General features: G+C 37.2%; 14 protein-coding genes and 1 pseudogene. 9 read left to right on the top strand and 6 right to left on the bottom strand.

Translation table 11 applies throughout. The features are described 5' to 3' along the window. Positions 1–24: 24 nt before the first annotated feature. The 4 genes from recQ to tig all read right to left on the bottom strand — a co-directional run bounded on the left by recQ (position 25) and on the right by tig (position 5808). Positions 25–2205: a DNA helicase RecQ gene (gene recQ, locus AC0UMU_RS02575; protein WP_022601589.1), complete on the bottom strand. Its 2181-nt coding sequence runs from the start codon at positions 2203–2205 to the stop codon at positions 25–27. A gap of 111 nt (positions 2206–2316) precedes the next feature. Continuing rightward, entirely contained in the window at positions 2317–3555 is a 1239-nt protein-coding gene (gene clpX / locus AC0UMU_RS02570; protein ID WP_009319408.1) for an ATP-dependent Clp protease ATP-binding subunit ClpX, read from the bottom strand. Between the two features lie 29 nt (positions 3556–3584). Further along, on the bottom strand, positions 3585–4253 hold the full coding sequence (clpP, locus tag AC0UMU_RS02565; RefSeq protein ID WP_009319407.1) for an ATP-dependent Clp endopeptidase proteolytic subunit ClpP: 669 nt from the start codon (positions 4251–4253) through the stop codon (positions 3585–3587). A 196-nt stretch (positions 4254–4449) separates the two neighbouring features. Beyond that, positions 4450–5808, bottom strand: coding sequence for a trigger factor (gene tig, locus AC0UMU_RS02560; protein ID WP_278714349.1), 1359 nt, complete (start codon positions 5806–5808; stop codon positions 4450–4452). 385 nt (positions 5809–6193) lie between these two features. Here tig and AC0UMU_RS02555 point away from each other — a divergent pair, with 385 nt between their 5' ends. The 4 genes and pseudogenes from AC0UMU_RS02555 (at position 6194) to AC0UMU_RS02540 (ending at position 9134) form a co-directional block, all read left to right on the top strand. Next, positions 6194–6439: an RNA-binding regulator gene (locus AC0UMU_RS02555; RefSeq protein ID WP_009319405.1), complete on the top strand. Its 246-nt coding sequence runs from the start codon at positions 6194–6196 to the stop codon at positions 6437–6439. Positions 6440–6876: 437 nt separating this feature from the next. Then, positions 6877–7936, top strand: a pseudogene (locus AC0UMU_RS02550) (YeiH family protein). A gap of 20 nt (positions 7937–7956) precedes the next feature. Next, positions 7957–8874: a LysR family transcriptional regulator gene (locus AC0UMU_RS02545; protein WP_278714363.1), complete on the top strand. Its 918-nt coding sequence runs from the start codon at positions 7957–7959 to the stop codon at positions 8872–8874. Between the two features lie 107 nt (positions 8875–8981). Further along, a complete protein-coding gene (locus AC0UMU_RS02540) occupies positions 8982–9134 on the top strand; it encodes a hypothetical protein (protein ID WP_009319402.1) in 153 nt (50 codons plus the stop codon). A 66-nt stretch (positions 9135–9200) separates the two neighbouring features. Here AC0UMU_RS02540 and AC0UMU_RS02535 read toward each other — a convergent pair whose 3' ends face one another. Further along, on the bottom strand, positions 9201–10478 hold the full coding sequence (locus tag AC0UMU_RS02535) for a glycoside hydrolase family 28 protein (RefSeq protein ID WP_473979858.1): 1278 nt from the start codon (positions 10476–10478) through the stop codon (positions 9201–9203). A gap of 701 nt (positions 10479–11179) precedes the next feature. On the opposite strand from AC0UMU_RS02535, the gene AC0UMU_RS02530 reads away from it, so the two are divergent. Next, positions 11180–12229 carry a porin gene (locus AC0UMU_RS02530; RefSeq protein WP_278714466.1) on the top strand — a complete coding sequence of 350 codons (1050 nt, stop codon included), beginning with the start codon at positions 11180–11182 and terminating at the stop codon, positions 12227–12229. A 155-nt stretch (positions 12230–12384) separates the two neighbouring features. Here AC0UMU_RS02530 and AC0UMU_RS02525 read toward each other — a convergent pair whose 3' ends face one another. Continuing rightward, a complete protein-coding gene (locus AC0UMU_RS02525; protein WP_022601598.1) occupies positions 12385–13416 on the bottom strand; it encodes a linear amide C-N hydrolase in 1032 nt (343 codons plus the stop codon). A 261-nt stretch (positions 13417–13677) separates the two neighbouring features. Between AC0UMU_RS02525 and dnaG the strand changes: the two genes are divergently transcribed. The 4 genes from dnaG to mutA all read left to right on the top strand — a co-directional run bounded on the left by dnaG (position 13678) and on the right by mutA (position 19975). Beyond that, on the top strand, positions 13678–15702 hold the full coding sequence (gene dnaG / locus AC0UMU_RS02520) for a DNA primase (RefSeq protein ID WP_122303793.1): 2025 nt from the start codon (positions 13678–13680) through the stop codon (positions 15700–15702). Between the two features lie 8 nt (positions 15703–15710). Beyond that, a complete protein-coding gene (locus tag AC0UMU_RS02515) occupies positions 15711–16625 on the top strand; it encodes an ABC transporter ATP-binding protein (protein ID WP_195595966.1) in 915 nt (304 codons plus the stop codon). 12 nt (positions 16626–16637) lie between these two features. Continuing rightward, entirely contained in the window at positions 16638–17882 is a 1245-nt protein-coding gene (locus tag AC0UMU_RS02510; RefSeq protein WP_195595965.1) for an ABC transporter permease, read from the top strand. Positions 17883–18109: 227 nt separating this feature from the next. Then, positions 18110–19975: a methylmalonyl-CoA mutase small subunit gene (mutA, locus tag AC0UMU_RS02505; protein WP_009319393.1), complete on the top strand. Its 1866-nt coding sequence runs from the start codon at positions 18110–18112 to the stop codon at positions 19973–19975. Positions 19976–19990 lie beyond the last annotated feature (15 nt).

Genomic DNA, 19990 nt, shown 5'->3' with positions numbered 1-19990 from the left:
ATTATGACTTTTTTCTAATTTTGTTTAGTTTCCCATTTCGGAAAGGAATTTAATTCGTACCAGACGTATCTCTTCTTCTGTATAATCACGACCCAATTCTTCTATTGCCGCTTCGAGATCATCGCTGTCCGCTTCTTTGAAATATTCAAATATGTCATAAATATGGTCATCATCCATTACTTCTTGCAAGAAATAGTCGATATTGATTTTTGTTCCAGAATACACTATTGCTTCTACTTCGTCAAGAAGATCGGTAAATTCAAGACCTTTCGACTCTGCCAATTCATCAAGTGCGATCTTACGGTCGATACCTTGAATAATAGAAACCTTCATTTTCGATTTATTGGCAACCGTTCTCACACGCAAATCTTCAGGACGTTCTATTTCGTTTTCGTCACAATGCGTCTTTATAACTTTAATAAATTCTTCACCGTAACGTTTGGCTTTTCCAGCCCCGACTCCCGGTATATTCTGCAATTCTTCAATAGTTACGGGATAAGTCGTCGCCATAGCTTCGAGCGAAGGATCCTGAAATATAACATAAGGAGGCAACTCCAATTTCTTGGCTATTTTCTTACGCAAATCTTTTAAGATAGCATATAAAGTAGGATCTACGGCACAGGTAGCTCCTCCCTTCATCGGAACTTCTTCCTCAACATCATCAAAATCGTTATCCTCCACGATCTTGAATGATACCGGCTTTTTGAGAAATGCATGTCCGGCTTTCGTAACTTTCAGCAGCCCGTAATTTTCAATATCCTTATCCAAATATCCGGCTATCAATGCCTGTCGTATTACTGCACTCCACGTTTTTTCCTCTTCACCTTGACCGCATCCGAACACCTCAAGATCTTCTTGATGATACGAAAGGACTTCGGTCGTTTCTTTTCCCAATAATACATCGATCACATGATCGGCTTTAAATTTTTCTTTCAGAGCTATTACAGTTTCCAGAACTGCACAAAGTAAATCTTGAGCTTCCACTTGTTTCTTAGGGTTTAAACAATTGTCACAATTTCCACAGTTTTCTTCTCCGTATTCTTCCCCGAAATAATGCAACAACAATTTTCTTCGGCACACCGATGATTCAGCATAAGCTGCTGTTTCGAGCAATAACTGCTTCCCGATTTCCTGTTCAGCAATAGGTTTTCCCTGCATAAATTTCTCCAATTTCTGCAGATCTTTGTTCATATAAAACGTTATACACTGACCTTCGCCGCCATCTCGTCCGGCACGTCCGGTTTCCTGATAATATCCCTCAAGGCTTTTCGGAATATCATAATGGATAACGAAACGAACATCGGGTTTATCAATTCCCATACCGAATGCGATAGTAGCTACTATTACATCCACCTTCTCAAGCAAAAAAGCGTCTTGGTTCTGAGTCCGAGTAGTAGAGTCCATACCGGCATGGTACGGAAGTGCATTTATACCGTTAACTTTCAATGTTTCGGCAAGTTCCTCGACTTTTTTCCGGCTCAGACAATAAATAATTCCCGACTTACCTGATTGGGATTTGATATATTTGATAATGTCTCGATCAATGTTTTGCGTTTTGGGACGCACTTCATAATAAAGATTAGGACGATTAAAGGAAGATTTAAAGACCTCCGCATCAATCATCCCAAGATTTTTTTGAATATCGTGTTGTACCTTAGGCGTTGCTGTTGCTGTAAGAGCAATCAACGGATGAGAACCTATTTCATTAATTATAGGACGTATGCGCCGGTACTCAGGTCTGAAGTCATGTCCCCATTCCGAAATACAATGCGCCTCATCCACAGCATAAAATGATATTTTTACTTGTTTAAGAAATTCTATATTTTCTTCTTTGGTAAGAGATTCGGGAGCTACATACAATAACTTGGTACGTCCCGCCATAATGTCATCTTTTACCTGATCTATTGCAGCTTTATTCAAAGACGAGTTTATAAAATGCGCCACACCATCTTCCTCACTGAAATTACGCATTGCATCCACCTGATTTTTCATCAAGGCGATAAGGGGTGATATGACAATAGCTGTGCCATCGAGCAATAACGAGGGCAACTGATAACATAAAGACTTACCTCCGCCCGTAGGCATCAGCACAAATGTGTCTTTACCATCAAGCAAATTCCGAATTATCGCCTCTTGATTTCCTTTAAAGGTATCAAATCCGAAATTCTTCTTCAACTCTTCTATCAAATTTGTTCTTGTTGCCATATAATGTAATGATTAACAGTCAGAAGACGATCATAATTTTCTCATTAGGAGAAACCTCGTAAACAAATTTATAAACAAGTCTGCAAAATAACCAATTTATTTGAATCTTTTTTAATGCAAAGCATGCATATTCGCCTTTTTCAGCTTTTCCTCTGCATACTTTCGGGTAATATGCAACGTTTTTTCATCGGACGAAGGCATATCAAACATTGCATCCATCATAATCGTTTCCGCAATAGAGCGCAATCCTCTAGCACCCAATTTAAATTCGATCGCTTTTTCCACAATATAATCAAGGACATCGTCATCAAATGTCAATGTCACATCATCCATTTCAAATAAACGGACATATTGTTTAATAATAGAATTCTTCGGTTCGGTAAGTATTCTACGTAAAGCATTTTTATCCAACGGGTCTAAATAAGTAAGTAACGGTAACCGACCTATAATTTCCGGAATAAGACCGAACGCCTTTAGATCCTGAGGAGATATATACTGCAACATATTATTGCGATCTATCTCCTGACGTTTCTTATCAGCTCCGTATCCCACTACTTGCGTATTGAGCCGAAGTGCGATTTTTTTCTCTATACCATCAAACGCTCCACCGCAAATATACAAGATATTTTTAGTATTTACGGCAATCATTTTTTGGTCGGGATGTTTCCGTCCACCTTGAGGCGGAACATTAACGACCGATCCTTCGAGAAGTTTAAGCAACCCCTGCTGCACACCTTCCCCACTAACATCTCTCGTAATAGAAGGGTTATCTCCTTTACGGGCAATTTTATCGATTTCGTCAATAAATACAATCCCTCGTTCTGCTGCTTCAACGTTATAATCGGCGACTTGTAATAAACGGGTCAATATACTTTCGATATCCTCTCCTACATAACCGGCTTCTGTTAAAACTGTGGCATCGACAATCGTAAACGGAACATTCAACATGCGAGCTATCGTTTTTGCCAAAAGAGTTTTTCCCGTACCGGTATGCCCTACCATAATGATATTCGATTTCTCAATCTCAACATCATCTTTTTTCGAATCGGCATTCTGCAACAATCGTTTATAATGATTGAATACCGCAACAGACAAATAGCGTTTTGCCGCATCCTGTCCGATCACATATTGATCTAAAAACTTCTTGATCTCCTGAGGGCGGGGCAGATCTTCTTTAGTAAAGCCTAATCCTGAATTAACAGTCTTATTCTTTTTGAGAATTTCTTCTATCATCTCATGCGCTCGCTCGACACAATCATTGCAGATAAAACCTGTAGCTCCCGTAAGCAACATCTCAACTTCTCTTTCGGAGCGGCCACAAAAACTACATTTGTTTATTTGTTTTGTCATTTCCTATTTTCTTGTTCTTTTTCTTCACATTATTTCGCTTTAGTAAGCACATCATCGATCATTCCATATTCTTTCGCTTCTGCTGCAGTCATCCAATAATCCCGGTCAGAATCTTTTTCTACTCTTTCATAAGTATTTCCCGAATGATCAGCAATAATCGTATAAAGTTCTTTCTTAAGCTTCTGTATCTCCCGAGCAGTAATTTCTATATCCGAAGCCTGTCCCTGTGCACCGCCCATAGGTTGGTGAATCATCACTCTCGAGTGTTGCAATGCAAAACGTTTTCCTCTTGTTCCGGCCACAAGTAACACCGCCCCCATAGATGCAGCCATACCTGTGCAAATAGTAGAAACATCGCTTGCAATATATTGCATCGTATCATATATTCCCAAACCCGCATACACACTCCCTCCCGGTGTATTTAAATATATAGAAATATCTTTACCCGGATCTGCAGAATCAAGATAAAGCAATTGAGCTTGAATCACATTAGCAGTATAATCATCGACTTGAGTGCCTAAAAAGATGATCCTGTCCATCATCAAACGAGAAAATACGTCCATTTGAGCAACATTCAGCTGGCGTTCTTCTATAATTGTCGGAGAAATATAACTACTGGTTATATCTATATATTTATCTAACGCGAGCCCGTTCATCCCCAAATGTTTTGTGGCATAATTTTTAAAATCGTTTGTCATACGTTTTCCTTCTTGATTAATTTATAGTTTTCAAACAAAGGTATAAATAAAATCATGTATTCCGCAAATTTATTTTATCCGGAATAACATTAAAAAAGGCCATAATCTTTAATATTGTTTAAAACACAGTCATACCAACATAAAAGAAACCCGCCACGTCTGATGGCGGGCGGGTTCTCATCTTATTTTGTTCAACTTATTTTGTTTCGAACATTTTATAGAATTCATCAGCAGAAACAGCGATTTCATTCAAGGTTACAGCACCTTTAATAGTCGCAATGATTTTCTCTTCTGTTGCACGCTCTGCAATGTTACTAACCATCTTTTTATCTTTCAGCATATCGGTCGCATATTTGTCGAGCAAATCTTCAGGTACATTCATCATTCCGTACTGAGCAAATTGCGCGCGAGTAACTTTACGTGCCATATCTAAAATGTCGGCATCCTCAACTTTTATATTGAAATCTTTAACAATTTGTTCTTTAATCAACTGCCACTTCAAATCCGGAACCATTTTAGGATATTCTTCTTCTACCGATTCGGCAGTACGTTTCTCTCCGGTAGTCACCAACCAACGCTTTAACAAAGCATCCGGCAACTGTATATCTCCAACCTTATTCTCTAAAACTTTACGTGCATCAAGACCGAATTTATAATCACTCTCCGGCTTCATTTGATTTTCGATCATCTCACGCACCTTCGCTTTATATTCCTCTTCTGTCTTTACGACATCTTTACCAAATGCATTATCAAAAAGCTCCTGCCCCATTTCAGCCGGTTTAAATCCGAGAATACTAGTAACTTCTACTTCAAAATCAGATTTCATATTCGCAGCTTCTTCTTTTTTGATATGAAGCATCGAAGCTAATTCCACCTCATTATTATCACATGATTTTGCTGGGTTGAAGATGACTTTTTGACCTACTTTTACACCGGCAAATTTTGATTTCTCATCTTCATTTTTGAAGTAATTAGGCGAAATAATTCCCGATTCTACAACGATTCCTCCGTCTTTGACATTTCCGGCTTCATCCAACTCTATAAATTTCCCGCGAATCATATCCTTTTCTCCTGCAACTTCCACAGGTTCTTGTGTACCGAAACGGTTTGCTAATGCCTCACACTGTTTTTCGACCATCGTATCGTCAACCGTTACATTATAATAGTTTACACAATCCTCTTTAGACAGATTCACAGAAATTTCAGGAGCTAAAGCCACATCAAACGAAACTGTAAAATCTTCTTGCCCGTCAAAATTAATTTCCGGCTGATCTGCAACCGGCATAGGTTCACCCAAAACATTGAGTTTATTCTCACGAATATAGTTAAATAACGATTCAGAAACGAGTTTATTGAATTCTTCAGCCAATACCGATTTTCCAAACATTTTCTGTATCATCCCCATCGGAACCATACCTCTACGAAATCCCGGAATATTTGCTTTCTGACGATAAGCGCGTAAAGCTTTGTCAACTTTTTCTTGATAATCAGCTTTTGTAATCTCAATTTTGATTACAGCAGATACTTTGTCAATGTTTTGTTGTGAAACGTTCATTCCTAACGAATTATTATTATTAAAATTTACTTTTTAATCTTGCCATACCGCTAAAACGTGCGATACTTTACACTGTTATCAAATAATATCGTGTACATTTTGGCAGCGCAAAAGTAACTGTATTCTTCCGATAATCAAACTTCTTTTACAATTTTGTAACAAAAAGTTTTCAGTAAAAGCATAATTCACAGATAAAATGAAGTATTTCAAAAAATTAAAGACGAATCGCTTGCATATCCGAAATTTATATTTTCCTTTGTAATCGAATAAGAGTTGGTTTGCACTATTTAGTGAATCGCTCATGTAACTTATTGCATGACTACAAGCTTTATTTTCCAGACCCGCAACTGTTCAAGTTTTTTCACTAATTTATTTTTTTATTTTTATGAACATTTACATTGGAAACCTTAACTATCGTGTTAAGGAAGCAGACTTGCAACAAGTGATTGAAGAATACGGTGCTGTCGAATCCGTAAAAATTATCAAAGACCGCGAAACCGGTAAATCAAAAGGTTTTGCTTTTATTGAAATGAACAACGACGCCCAAGCGAAACAAGCTATCGAAGAATTGAACGGTTCTGAATTCGAAGGCCGTACTATGATCGTAAAAGAAGCTCGTCCAAGATCTTAAAAAAACTTCATTCACTTGTGAGTCCTTAGTTTACGCAAGTCTGAGTTTTTTATATCGACGACTTACTATAACTGCTATAAAAAAAGACCTGGTTTCGCTTGATTCAGGTCTTTTTTATATTTTTCAATCCGCTGAAATTCAAAAAAAAAAAAAAAATAAATCAGAAAAACTGTAAAAAATATTGATATAATATTTTTCCTGAAAATAAAGAATGAAGAATTTCCCAATAATAAATAAAAGTTATCAGTATAGTTTTCATTATTCTTCAAAATCTTTATCTTAGCATTCTATAAAAGGTTCTGATAATATTTAACATTTAAGAGTCCGTCTAAAGATATAACAAAAAGTTATTCAAGATAAACAGATGTATATCTGTTATTTCAATAAAATTTCATTCATTTGCACATGTCTAACCAATCAAAAATCGAAGAAAAAAAATGAAATTAAGTGAAAAAAAAGGCAGTATGTTGCATGGAATTTTATTGATCGCACTCTTTTCGTGCGCTGCATTCTATATAGGAGATATGCCGTTTATCCAAAAACTTTCACTCAGCCCGCTAATTAGTAGGTATTATCTTAGGTATGCTTTATGCCAACAGTTTACGCAATCAGCTACCCACAACATGGGTTCCCGGTATTTTATTCTGCTCTAAGCGACTTCTCAGATTGGGTATCATTCTATACGGTTTCAGACTCACATTTCAAAATATCATCGAAGTCGGACTTCCGGCAATTATCATTGACGCAATTATCGTTACCGTAACTATTTACGGAGGTATTTACATCGGAAAACTTCTAAAAATAGATCGAGGTATAGCTCTTTTAACATCTGTCGGTAGTGGAATATGTGGGGCAGCTGCGGTATTAGGAGCAGAAGCTACCCTAAAAAGTAAACCATATAAAACTGCTGTTGCTGTTTCTACGGTCGTCATCTTCGGGACTATATCAATGTTTCTGTATCCGGCATTGTATAATCATGGAATTATAGATCTTACACCTGAACAAATGGGAATTTATACGAGTTCAACTTTACATGAAGTCGCTCATGTAGCCGGAGCTGGAAATTCGATGGGAAAAGAGATATCTGACTCTGCCATTATCGTCAAGATGATACGTGTCATCATGCTCGTTCCGGTTTTATTGATTATAAGTTATTCGATGTCAAGAGCAATTGCAAAAATCAGGAGACGTGTCGGGATAGATGCCCACGATCCAAACCGATCATCCAAAGTTGCTGTCCCTTGGTTCGCTTTCGGATTTTTAGCCGTTATAGGCTTCAATTCGTTTAATTTACTACCCGAACCATTTATCGATTTCATTAATAGATTAGATACCTTTTTGTTAACTATGGCAATGACTGCTCTCGGGGCAGAAACCAGTATAGAAAAATTCAAAAAAGCCGGATTAAAGCCTTTTATATTAGCTGCAATATTGTTTTTATGGTTATTAGGAGGAGGTTACCTGCTCACTAAATACTTAACACCTTATTTAATGTAATACTCAATATTATGTCCGATATGTATGACTTCCGATTGAAAGTATTCCAACGTGTCGCATGGAATCTCAGTTTTACCAAAGCTGCCCAAGAACTACAAATTTCACAACCTGCTGTAACCAAACATATCCGCGAGTTAGAGTCAATCTATAACACACGGTTGTTTGATCGTGTCGGAAACAAAATCGCACTAACGGCAGCCGGAATTATTTTACTAAAACATTGTGATACCATTCTATCTGAATACAGTAAGCTAAATTATAAAATGCATCAACTAAATAATAAAGAGGTGGGACAAATACATATCGGAGCAAGCCTAACGATCGCACAATATATCCTTCCGGCATTTTTAGCTCAATTTTGTCAAGAATATCCAGATATATCTCTTGATCTACAGATGCATAATACTCTTGAAATAGAAAATATGCTACATGCACAAAAGATTGACATCGGACTGATTGAAGGACCTTCGAGAAAGCCTTATTTAAAATATTCTCCATTTCTGAAAGACGAAATAGTTGCGATCGTAAGAAACACAGCCCGTTGGGGAGACAGCCCGTTTCCTCTTTCTAAAATCAAAGAACTACCACTAATACTTAGAGAGCATACATCTGGCACAACACAATTTATAGAAGAAAATTTACAAAAATACGGTATAAAATATTCTTCACTCAACGTACTTATGCATATGGGGTCGACAGAAGGAATAAAATCATTTTTAAGACATTCGGATTGTGTCGGATTACTCTCTATTTATTCGGTCAGTAAAGAACTGATGAACGGAGAATTCAGAATCATCGATTTTCAAGATTTCACAATCGAAAGAGAGTTCTGTTTTGTTCAAAATCAAGGCGATAACTCTGAGATAAATCAGTTATTTATCAATTTTATCAATAAAAAATCTTCAGAGCAATACGGCCATAGTTACATAGGTAAATAAATCGGACCTTTTTTAATTCTATATAAAATAGGCTTCAGCCTGTCAACCTTTTCTGAAAAGAAATTGTTATCAAACTATCTTTAACCGCTATAGTAAAATTGATAACAATGAAAAAATTAATCTCCAGATTCTCGAAATATGATGAATGGGGATACCGAAATCCTCAATTCGACAAATTAAAAAAGGTAGCAGGTACTATTATAATGACTATTATTGGTATCACATTTATTACCTTAATCATATTAGAAGAGAGTTTGTAATAGATTGAGATAAAAAGGATGTAATACCGGTATTACATCCTTTTTTATCGATATTTTCAAACAAAATTACTTACTCACAGGTTTACCCGAACTAAAATCTATTCCTTCCGGAGCAGATTCATAAACTTTGACAGCATCTCCCTTTTTTACAGATATTGAAGACCCGTTAATAAAAGAAATGTTTGAAACATAATTTATTTCCATACCTTTTGTTGCCCTAATTTTTACATTATCGAATACAACGTTTCGAATAGGAAGTTCCGGCACTCCCCATATAATACCGGCATATTCACAATCATAAATTTCTATATTACGTAAAAAAATATTATTCCATGAAGGTGTTGTGGCAGTGACCTCTTCAGCCGAATCTTCTGTAACATCTTTCGGAGTCTTCGGATAATAACTCGTAATAAATATAGGTTTTCTTACATTATCAATAGTAATATTCGAGTATATAATATTTTTCTCTCCTCCCCCTCTCGAGCGATTGCTTTTCATCCGAATAGCTGATTCGGTATTTTTAAAAGAACAACTATCTATCAGAACATTTTCGATACCGGCAGTATAGCTTCCGATAGAGCATCCGTGTCCATTTCCAAAATTACATTTCCGAATTGTTATATTCTTTGTTCCTGAATCCATTGCAATATTATCATCTCCACAAGCGATATTACAATTATAAATCAAAACGTTCGGAGCCCAAACATCAATTCCATCACTGTTCGGAGCTTCATCCGGAGCTTCAATCGTAATGTCCCTCACCGTTATATCCGAACTTCCTCGTCCTAACGTTATGTGTACATTCGGTGCATTCTGCAACCGGATACCGCATATTTCTATATTTCTACAATTATCGAAACGAATCAGGCAACCTCTTTTTATAGATCTGTTTGCCCTAAAAGCCGTCCACCATGCACTTCCGTCTCCTTCGATCACACCTTTCCCACTCACCTTAATATTCTGAACTCGTTTACCCGAAATAAGATGGGCATAACGATCCGGCTTACCATTATTCGGATAACTCCCTTCAACAATGCCGTTTCCTTTCCCATAAGGAAGAGCTTTTAAAATACATCCGTCATCCAAAACAAGATTTATATTGCTTTTCATTACAATAGGGCCACACATAAACGTTCCTGCCGGAATAATTACCGATCCCCCTCCGGCAGCACTACACTCATCTATTGTCTTCTGAATTGCAACAGTATTATCAAGAGCTGATGCCGATGCTCCATAATCGGTCACTGAAAACCGAGTTTCCGGAATCTCTGGTTTCAAAATTGTTTGTGCCGATACTATACCTGATAGTATCAATGAACAAATGAGAAAAACATTTTTTTTCATATATAATTAAGATTTATCGAATATAATTCTTAGAGCTTGTCGTAAATTTTATAGAAATATTTTTGAAGTAAAAATACAGGTAACTCTAAGTTTTTACAATAGACAAATCTTCTTATCGGAGCTTTTCAACAATTATTCCACTCTTTTCGTCAAAAAAGAGACATCTCGGGTAAAAACTCCGGCTATTCTGATTATTAATCAGTGCTACAAATTTTCTACAGAAAACAAAAATGATTTTACAACGAACGATTGTCGAGCCTATTTTATTCTTTCCCCGATTCTTTTTTATACAAATATGGATATAAAAGAAATGGTTGTCATCCCGACAACCAATCTTCGTTAACCTTAAATCTAAATACCATGAAAAACACAGTACAAATGTATATACAATATGTTATATAACATAATTTTCCGACACAAAAATCAGCCAAATTAACATTAATTATATTTTAGCTCAAAAAGCTCATTCAAATTTTATAAAAAATCACGAAGCATTTGTACTCCAACCCCAAATAAAAAGCCAAATATTTTCTTCCAATTCCAACAAAATAACAATTATGAAACAATCAAATATCCTTGATACAAATTTGAAATAACTGTTATTCTTTATAACATTATCATATATTTGTAATATATTTGTCACATTGTAAAGTTTCCTTTGTAAAAATTTTCAATATATACATCTGTTTATTTAAATAATAATGAAACAAGCTATAATACTATTTTTCGTACTTTTAATACCCTTTAGAGGAACGGGACAAAACGAAGCGAACGAAGACGGCGTAAAGCTCGAAAAAAAGAAAATGGAAAAAACAGATTATATTCCCGAAATTCATGGAACGATTCGTGCAAAATATGAATATCAACCGGAAATCAATGCAAGTCGTTTCGAAGTAAGAAATGCCCGGTTCAGCTTGACCGGAAATGTTCACCCATCTGTCGCTTACAAAGCAGAAATAGATTTATCGGATGAAGGTAGTATCAAAATGCTGGATGCTTATACCCGACTATTTCCTATTAAAAGCCTCAACTTCACAATCGGACAAATGCGAGTGCCTTTCACAATTGATGCACATCGCTCTCCCCATCAACAATATTTTGCCAACCGGTCTTTTATTGCCAAACAGGTAGGAAACGTCAGAGACGTAGGTGCAACGGTATGCTATCAATTAAAAGAAGTTTTCCCGTTCATCATTGAAGCCGGAATTTTTAATGGAACAGGGTTAACTAACCAGAAAAAATGGCGCAAAGAAATGAACTATTCTGTCAAAGCTCAACTCCTTTTTATAAAAGGACTAAATATCGAATTCAGTACACAAACCATCAAACCGGAGTCGATCCGTATTCATATGTATGATGGCGGTCTTTCATACCGATATAAAAGATTCTTGATTGAGGGTGAATATTTATATAAACAATATGAGCAAAATGCTTTTAAGGATGTTCATGCCATGAATAGTTTCATGAGTTATGAATTACCCTTGCCCCGAATTTTTAAAAGTATGTCTTTCCTCGCCCGCTATGATTTTATGACCGACCACAGCGACGGATATGCCGACGAAGAAACCGGTAAACTAAAAATAAACGATTATAAAAGACAACGAGTAACGGGTGGACTTACATTCAGCATCGGCAAACCGTTCGTTGCAGATATTCGACTAAATTATGAAAAATATTTTTATTCAGCGTCCGGAATACCTAAAGAATCGGAACAAGATAAAATTGTTCTTGAAGTCATGACTCGGTTTTAATTTTCAAAACTCAAAAAAATTTCATATCATCTCAAGTAAAGTAATTGGGTCAAATCTTCTTTGTGTTTTCATTCGTCGAATAGGACTCTTCCTCGTAAAAACAAAAAATTAAAAGAAATTATCAGGCCAGAACCCAAACAAAATTGAAACAGAGTCTAAATTCCAAATAAAAATGGAAGCGGCAATGAGTTCTTAAATTGTCCTGCAGCATTTCCTGCATAAATTTCTCCATTAGTAAGCCAAAGTTTTTTTATCGGTGCACCCACATTAAAATCAAGATCTTTAAAATCGACCCAAAATACATCGGGATTAAGTGTCGACTCGAAATAATAAACTTTATTTTTTTGATCTGAGACCGTGCGCCAACGGGTAGATGCAATATTCGGCTGATCGGGAACAGATATTCCTAAAGGCACGGATACATTACGCATAACACTAAATACTCCGGGAACAGCTAATTTAAAATCTGAAGTTTTAGGAATAACATTAATATAGAATGAAGCTCTGACAAATCGGTCGGAAGCTCGATTCGTTCCCGGCAACATTACCATCCCACCTATCTGTTTCCAATAATCATTCAGTGTCATCTGTTTATCATAAGTAGGAGAATTAGTCATCACTTGACAATCTTTCCCTTCATGAACAATCAGTCGTCCCTGTATATATTCAAAGATCGCACTATTTCCTGTAGCGTCAGATACGGATAAATGCAACGTAGATTTTGCACCGTTCGGCAAATCGGGAGCATCGATTCTGAAAGTATCATCTTTTAGTCCGGCAACAGCCTCTTCGACCGTAGCAAAATTATCCAATACATATTGTGTCCAAATGCTGATTCCCATTACCGGACGATTATCATCCGGCCTATAATAAGATGATTCTGTCAAAAAAAGCAGATTGGCAACCAAACCTTTTTCATTCATCCCGTCACATATTCCTATATCATATCCCGCAGTAGATACACTCCCATACTTCGATGTCCAAGTTACGGTATTTTTATTTCCGGGAAGAGCCGCCCGCTTTTGCAATCCTCTCGGAAAAAGATAAATATTCGACTGAGGATCTTCTTTCCAATCCATCGTTCTTCCGGTAACAACCATTCCTCCCTCGCCTAAATAGACAGCTCTGGTACAAGCCTTTATCGAAACGATATATGCAAAAGAAAACAATGTCAATAACGCGATCATGCAAAAAATAGTTCGTAATTTCATACTTATTTGTTTAAATAAAACATTAGAATCTATTAAAAGTCTGTCTAAATTTTACAATACAGAAATCATATCTTTAGGCAGACCTTAAATTATAACAATCCGATGAAAACGATTGTTCTAAAATTTTCCGTTAAATTAGAATCATAAAAGAGGTCTCGAGTCTCTCGGTTTTTACAAATTTTGTTTTGCAACCCTTACAATAAATAGTTATCTTCGCCACACTAAAATCTCGATTACATGATAGACCAAGCAACCGTCGATAAAATAATAGACAGCGCAAATATTCTGGAAGTTGTTTCCGACTTCGTCACATTGCGTAAACGCGGCGTCAATTATGTCGGGTTATGTCCGTTTCATGATGAGAAAACTCCATCTTTCAGTGTGTCTCCTTCTAAAGGCATCTGCAAATGTTTCAGTTGCGGAAAGGGAGGTAGTGCCGTGCATTTCATCATGGAACATGAACAACTTTCCTACTATGAAGCCCTGAAATATCTGGCAAAAAAATATAACATTGAAATAGAAGAACGAGAACTCAGCGATGAAGAGAAACAGATAAAAAGCGACCGGGAAAGCATGCTCATCGTTAATTCTTTTGCTCAAGAATATTTCAGTAATATATTATTTCAACATTCCGAAGGTCGTTCGGTCGGACTCGCCTATTTTCATGAACGAGGATTTAGAGACGACATTATTCACAAATTCGCATTGGGTTACTCCCTCGAACAACGAGATGCACTTGCTATTGAAGCAAAAAAAAGAGGGTATAAAGAAGAGTATTTATTGAAAACCGGGCTTTGTCTGGAGGGTCAAAACGGTTACATAAGCGATCGTTTCCGAGGCAGAGTAATTTTTCCGGTATTTAGTCTATCCGGAAAGGTCCTTGCTTTCGGAGGACGAGTGTTAAGGAAAAGCGATAAATTAGCCAAATATGTCAACTCTCCGGAATCGGAAGTTTACCATAAAAGCAATGTGCTTTACGGCATCTATCAAGCAAAACAGTCTATCGTAAAAAATGACAACTGTTTTTTAGTAGAAGGTTATACCGATGTTTTATCGATGCATCAGGCCGGAGTAGAAAATGTAGTGGCTTCTTCAGGAACATCTCTTACTCCGGGCCAGATCAGACTGATTCACCGTTTCACAAATAATATTACGGTTATCTATGATGGTGATGCTGCTGGGATAAAAGCCTCTTTAAGAGGAATAGACCTCATCTTGAAAGAGGGGATGAACATTAAAGTCGTACTTCTTCCCGATGGAGATGATCCTGATTCCTTTGCCAAAAAGCAAAGTGCCTCATCTTTTACGGAATATATAAAAAATCATGAAGTCGATTTTATACGTTTTAAGACCAACTTATTATTAGACAGTGCAGGAAACGACCCCATTAAACGGGCAGAATTAATATCGGACATCGTACAAAGCATTGCTATTATCCCCGATACTATCGTACGCTCGGTATATACCAAAGAATGCAGTCGCCTCATGGAGATCAGCGAAGAGGTATTGCTCCGTGAAATCAATAAAATAAAACTGAGCCAACTGCAAAACGGAACTCCTCCTAACAAAAAAACGCTATCGGAGACCTCTGCCGACAAGCAAAATTCCCAAGAAGAAGGTACACAGAATGACGATACAGAAACATTAACGGAAACGCAGGGTGTTCCTCAAGGAGTTTTACAAGAGAAAAGAGTTCCATCTCCTCTCGATCCATTTGAAAAGACTTTGGTGAGATACATGATACGATACGGATTTCACGACTTATTTTCCGAAATAAATGAAGAGACTGGAGAAACGGAAACGTGGAAAGTAATCCCCTATATACTCACCGATTTACGAAATGATGAAATCGAATTCCAACATCCGTTATATAAAAAAGTAATAGCCGAAATTAATCATATATTCGATCAAGAAGGAGAACATTTGACTCGTTATTTTTTAGCTCACCCCGATGAAGAAATCAGTCGTCTGGCCGTTGATCTGGTAAGTGAAAAGTATCAATTGAGTAAAATACACACAAAATTCCAGACCATAGAAAGCGAAGAAGAAAAGTTAGCAGACCTGATTCCTCGTGCATTATTCGAACTAAAGGATGCTATTACATCCTTGAATATAAAACATATACGAGAAGAAATTAAAAAAACGGCCAAAGAACAAAATCCGGAACGAACAACTCAACTCATGTCTGAACTGAATGGATTGTATGCATTGAAAGCAGCTTTGGCAAAACAATTAGGCGAGCGGATCGTCAGTCCTAAATAAAATAGACAATGTATCTTATAGACGCTCTCGACATCATCAAAGAATACGAGGGGCACAGGGCTCTGAACGGTGTTTCCGTGCAAATACCGGAAAACAGTATATATGGAATTCTCGGCCCTAATGGTGCAGGGAAAACCACTTTCATCCGAATCATCAACCATATTACAGTCCCTGATAGCGGAAGTGTATTATTCGACAACCATCTTCTAAACGCCGAAGATGTAAAACACATAGGTTACCTGCCTGAAGAACGAGGATTATATAAAAAAATGAAAGTCGGTGAACATATTGTCTATTTAGCTCAGTTAAAAGGTGTCTCCCGCAATGAAGCTAAAAGACGAATGAAAAAATGGATCACTCGATTTGAAATAGACCGTTGGGAAAAATACCGAATTGAAGAACTTTCGAAAGGGATGCAGCAAAAGATACAGTTTATAACAACGGTAATTCATGAACCCCGTTTATTGATATTCGACGAACCTTTCAGCGGATTTGACCCGATAAATACGGAGTTACTGAAACGTGAAATCCTCGAACTGAAAAAAGGGGGAGCAACAATTATCTTTTCTACCCACAACATGAGTTCGGTCGAAGAGTTATGTGATGAAATAACACTCATAAATCGCTCTCAAGTCGTATTGCAAGGAGAAGTACTCAAAATCCGGGAACAATATAAAAAAGATCTTTTCAGAATAAAGATTTCTTCCGGAAAGTTTCCCAGTTCTGACAACCATTATATAGTAATTTCTGAGAAAGAGGCTTTTAACGGAACTGAAATATTACTCAAAAAAACAAATGATATTCCGATAAATGATTTGATAGTTCAACTTGCCGAAAAGTTTTCGTTAACTGCATTTGAAGAGATACTGCCCTCTATGAACGAAATATTTATCGAAACGGTCGAAAGAGAAAAAACGCTCTAAAATCTAAACGGTATGAACAAAATGCATCTGATTATACGTCAAGAATATCTAAACCGGGTAAGAAAACGGTCATTTATTGCAATGACTTTATTAATGCCTTTTTTATTTGTCGCATTAATGTCATTTCCCCATTGGATGTCAAAAATAAACGATACCGAAACTCATGATATAATCGTATTGGATTACACCGGATCATATAAAAATTTGTTTACCGATACTTCCCAATATCGATTCTATTATCGAATGACCGGTGGCCCAGCGGACAATACTGAAAAAGTATATGCCTACATAATCATTTCGGAAAACCTGCTGCAAAATCCCCAAGCCATAGCTATCTATTCAGAAAAGCAGATCAGTCAAAACTTTAAAGAATATATTACGCTGCAAGCCGAACGTTATCTCGAAAACGAAAAATTGGCATCTTGTCAAATTCAGAATATTCAGAAAATAATTGCCGATTTACAAGTTAAACTCGACATACCGGAAATCCGATTCGGAGAAGACGGGACAAAGAGTCGTTCTTCCGCTGAAATATCATCTGTCATCGGAATAGCCAGCACGTTCATCATATACATGTTTTTGCTTCTTTACGGTGTACAAGTCATGCAAAGCGTAACCCAAGAAAAAAGCAATCGCATCGTTGAAGTTATGATCTCTTCTGTAAAACCTTTCGAACTGATGATGGGAAAAATCACAGCGATCGGATTGGCCGGCCTCACTCAATTCGCAATTTGGCTTATTCTATCTGTCATAATTCTATTTTCGACCACCTCCCAACTGTCTATTGGCGCAGCGACCGATAATATAGAATCTTTGAACCAAATGCAAAGTTATCCTTTTGCGGAACTTCTGATATGGTTTACTCTTTTCTTTAGCGGAGGATATATGCTATATGCTTCTTTGTTCGCAGCCATAGGTTCGGCAGTTGATAACGAAGCAGACACTCAACAATTTATGACACCAATTACAATAATTATATTATTTGCTCTTTATGCAGGAATATATAGTGCCCAAAATCCTGAAGGACCTTTAGCCTTCTGGTGCTCTATGATACCTTTTACCTCCCCCATCGTCATGATGGTGAGAATCCCTTTCGGCATACCTCTATGGGAAATAATAGTGTCTTTCCTAATATTAGGTATTTCAGCATTATGTAGTATATGGATATCCGGTAGAATTTACCGAATAGGAATTCTCATGTACGGAAAAAAAACGAGTTATACAGAAATTATAAAATGGATAAAATATAAGGGATAAATTTCACGAAACAGATCTTATCAACCACGATATTTTATATTTTTAGCACATGTAGTTTATCCATTTTATTACAGAAAATTTTCTTTATTGAAAAGGAATGTTGTATTTTTGTAAAAGCTCTTTGCTGAAAAGCAAAGCCGAACGTTTTTTACCGCAGATAAAAAACGTTCGTATTGTGTTAAGGAAAAGGAATGTTTAACTTAAATCAAAACTGCAAGATAAACACTATGGCAGATTGTAAAGAAAAGTTGTTCGACCAATTTCCTCCTGTTTCTACAGAAGAATGGATGGAAAAAGTCACGGCAGACCTTAAAGGTGCCGACTTCAACAAAAAACTCGTATGGAGAACCAATGAAGGGTTCAACGTAAAACCGATGTACCGCGCAGAAGATATTGCGGATATAAAAACCACAAATTCTTTACCCGGAGAATATCCTTATGTTCGCGGTACTAAATGCGATAATGAATGGCTGGTACGTCAAGACATACATGTCGAAAACGTAAAAGATGCCAACGCAAAAGCAAAAGACCTGCTTACCAAAGGTATTACTTCGTTAGGTTTCGCTCTCGAAGCCGAAAATATCACTCCCGAAAATATAGCGATATTATTGTCGGGTATCGATGTAGAAAATGTCGAATTGAATTTCACTTCGTGCATTAAAAACAGTTTAAAACTGATCGAGACCCTATCGGATTATTTCAAATCGCAAAACATCAATACCGAAAACATAAAGGGTTCTATCAATTTTGATCCGTTCAAACGTATTTTGAAACGAGGAAGAGATTTTAAAGAATATGCACAGAAAGGTGCAGAAATCATAAAAGCCGCTGCTGCTTTACCTAAATTCAGAGTACTTGCAGTCGATGCCGTAATGCTTAACAATGCAGGCTCTTATATTTCCCAAGAACTCGGATTTGCTCTGGCTTGGGGAAACGAATGGTTAGCCAGTATCACAGATCTCGGTTTGAGTGCAGATGAAGTAGCCAAACGCATTAAATTCAATTTCGGCATATCATCCAACTATTTTATGGAGATAGCCAAATTCAGGGCAGCCCGCATGTTATGGGCACAAATCGTATCGGCCTATAAACCGTCTTGCGAATGTGCTGCAAAAATGGAAACTCATGCAAAAACATCCGAGTTTAACATGACGATTTACGATGCGCATGTCAATTTATTAAGATCACAAACGGAGGCTATGTCCGCCGCTCTTGCCGGAGTAAACTCTATGACCGTCACCCCGTTTGACATTACCTATAAACAACCGGATGAATTTTCGGAACGCATCGCCCGTAATCAACAACTTCTGCTCCGGGAAGAATCTCATTTCAATAAAATCACAGATCCGGCAGCAGGTTCATATTATATAGAGAATCTTACTATTTCTATTGCAGAACAAGCATGGAAATTATTCCTCGAAGTTGAAGATAAAGGCGGATTCTATGCAGCACTGAAAGAAGGATTCATTCAACAAACCGTAAATGCTTCGGCCGAAGCCCGTCACATGGCAATCGCACGAAGAAAAGAAATTTTGGTGGGAACTAATCAATACCCGAATATCAACGAAAAAGCGGCAGATAAAATCAAAGATAAAGCGTCTTGCGGATGTTGCGGAGGAGAATCGCATAAATGTCAGCCCGAATACGAAACATTACATTTCGAACGGGGAGCCAGCGATTTCGAAACACTGCGTTTAGCAACTGAAAAATCAGATAAACAACCGGTCGTATTTATGTTGACAATCGGTAATCTTGCCATGCGCCTCGCCCGTTCCCAATTCTCCGGAAATTTTTTCGGATGTGCCGGATATAAAATCGTGGACAATTTAGGTTTCAACACCATACAAGAAGGTGTAGACGCTGCTATTGAAGCAAAAGCCGATATCGTAGTGCTTTGCTCAAGCGACGATGAATATGCAACTCTCGCTCCCGAAGCGAAAGCCGCATTAGGCGACAAAGCCATTTTAGTCGTAGCAGGAGCTCCCGAATGTATGGAAGAACTGAAAGCTCAGGGTATCGACCAATTTATCAACGTACGCAGCAACGTTCTGGATACATTGAAGGCTTTCAATGCCAAACTATCGATTCATTAACCGTTATAAAACGTA

The sequence above is a fragment of the Coprobacter fastidiosus genome (assembly GCF_982245605.1).
This window is presented reverse-complemented; position numbering and strand designations above follow the sequence as displayed.

Coding starts and splice junctions, on each gene's coding strand:
- AC0UMU_RS02515 (WP_195595966.1), top strand. CDS start 15,711: ATGTATCTTATAGACGCTCTCGACATCATCAAAGAATACGAGGGGCAC.
- tig (WP_278714349.1), bottom strand. CDS start 5,808: ATGAACGTTTCACAACAAAACATTGACAAAGTATCTGCTGTAATCAAA.
- clpX (WP_009319408.1), bottom strand. CDS start 3,555: ATGACAAAACAAATAAACAAATGTAGTTTTTGTGGCCGCTCCGAAAGA.
- AC0UMU_RS02525 (WP_022601598.1), bottom strand. CDS start 13,416: ATGATCGCGTTATTGACATTGTTTTCTTTTGCATATATCGTTTCGATA.
- AC0UMU_RS02530 (WP_278714466.1), top strand. CDS start 11,180: ATGAAACAAGCTATAATACTATTTTTCGTACTTTTAATACCCTTTAGA.
- AC0UMU_RS02555 (WP_009319405.1), top strand. CDS start 6,194: ATGAACATTTACATTGGAAACCTTAACTATCGTGTTAAGGAAGCAGAC.
- AC0UMU_RS02535 (WP_473979858.1), bottom strand. CDS start 10,478: ATGAAAAAAAATGTTTTTCTCATTTGTTCATTGATACTATCAGGTATA.
- AC0UMU_RS02540 (WP_009319402.1), top strand. CDS start 8,982: ATGAAAAAATTAATCTCCAGATTCTCGAAATATGATGAATGGGGATAC.
- AC0UMU_RS02510 (WP_195595965.1), top strand. CDS start 16,638: ATGAACAAAATGCATCTGATTATACGTCAAGAATATCTAAACCGGGTA.
- dnaG (WP_122303793.1), top strand. CDS start 13,678: ATGATAGACCAAGCAACCGTCGATAAAATAATAGACAGCGCAAATATT.
- clpP (WP_009319407.1), bottom strand. CDS start 4,253: ATGACAAACGATTTTAAAAATTATGCCACAAAACATTTGGGGATGAAC.
- AC0UMU_RS02545 (WP_278714363.1), top strand. CDS start 7,957: ATGTATGACTTCCGATTGAAAGTATTCCAACGTGTCGCATGGAATCTC.
- recQ (WP_022601589.1), bottom strand. CDS start 2,205: ATGGCAACAAGAACAAATTTGATAGAAGAGTTGAAGAAGAATTTCGGA.
- mutA (WP_009319393.1), top strand. CDS start 18,110: ATGGCAGATTGTAAAGAAAAGTTGTTCGACCAATTTCCTCCTGTTTCT.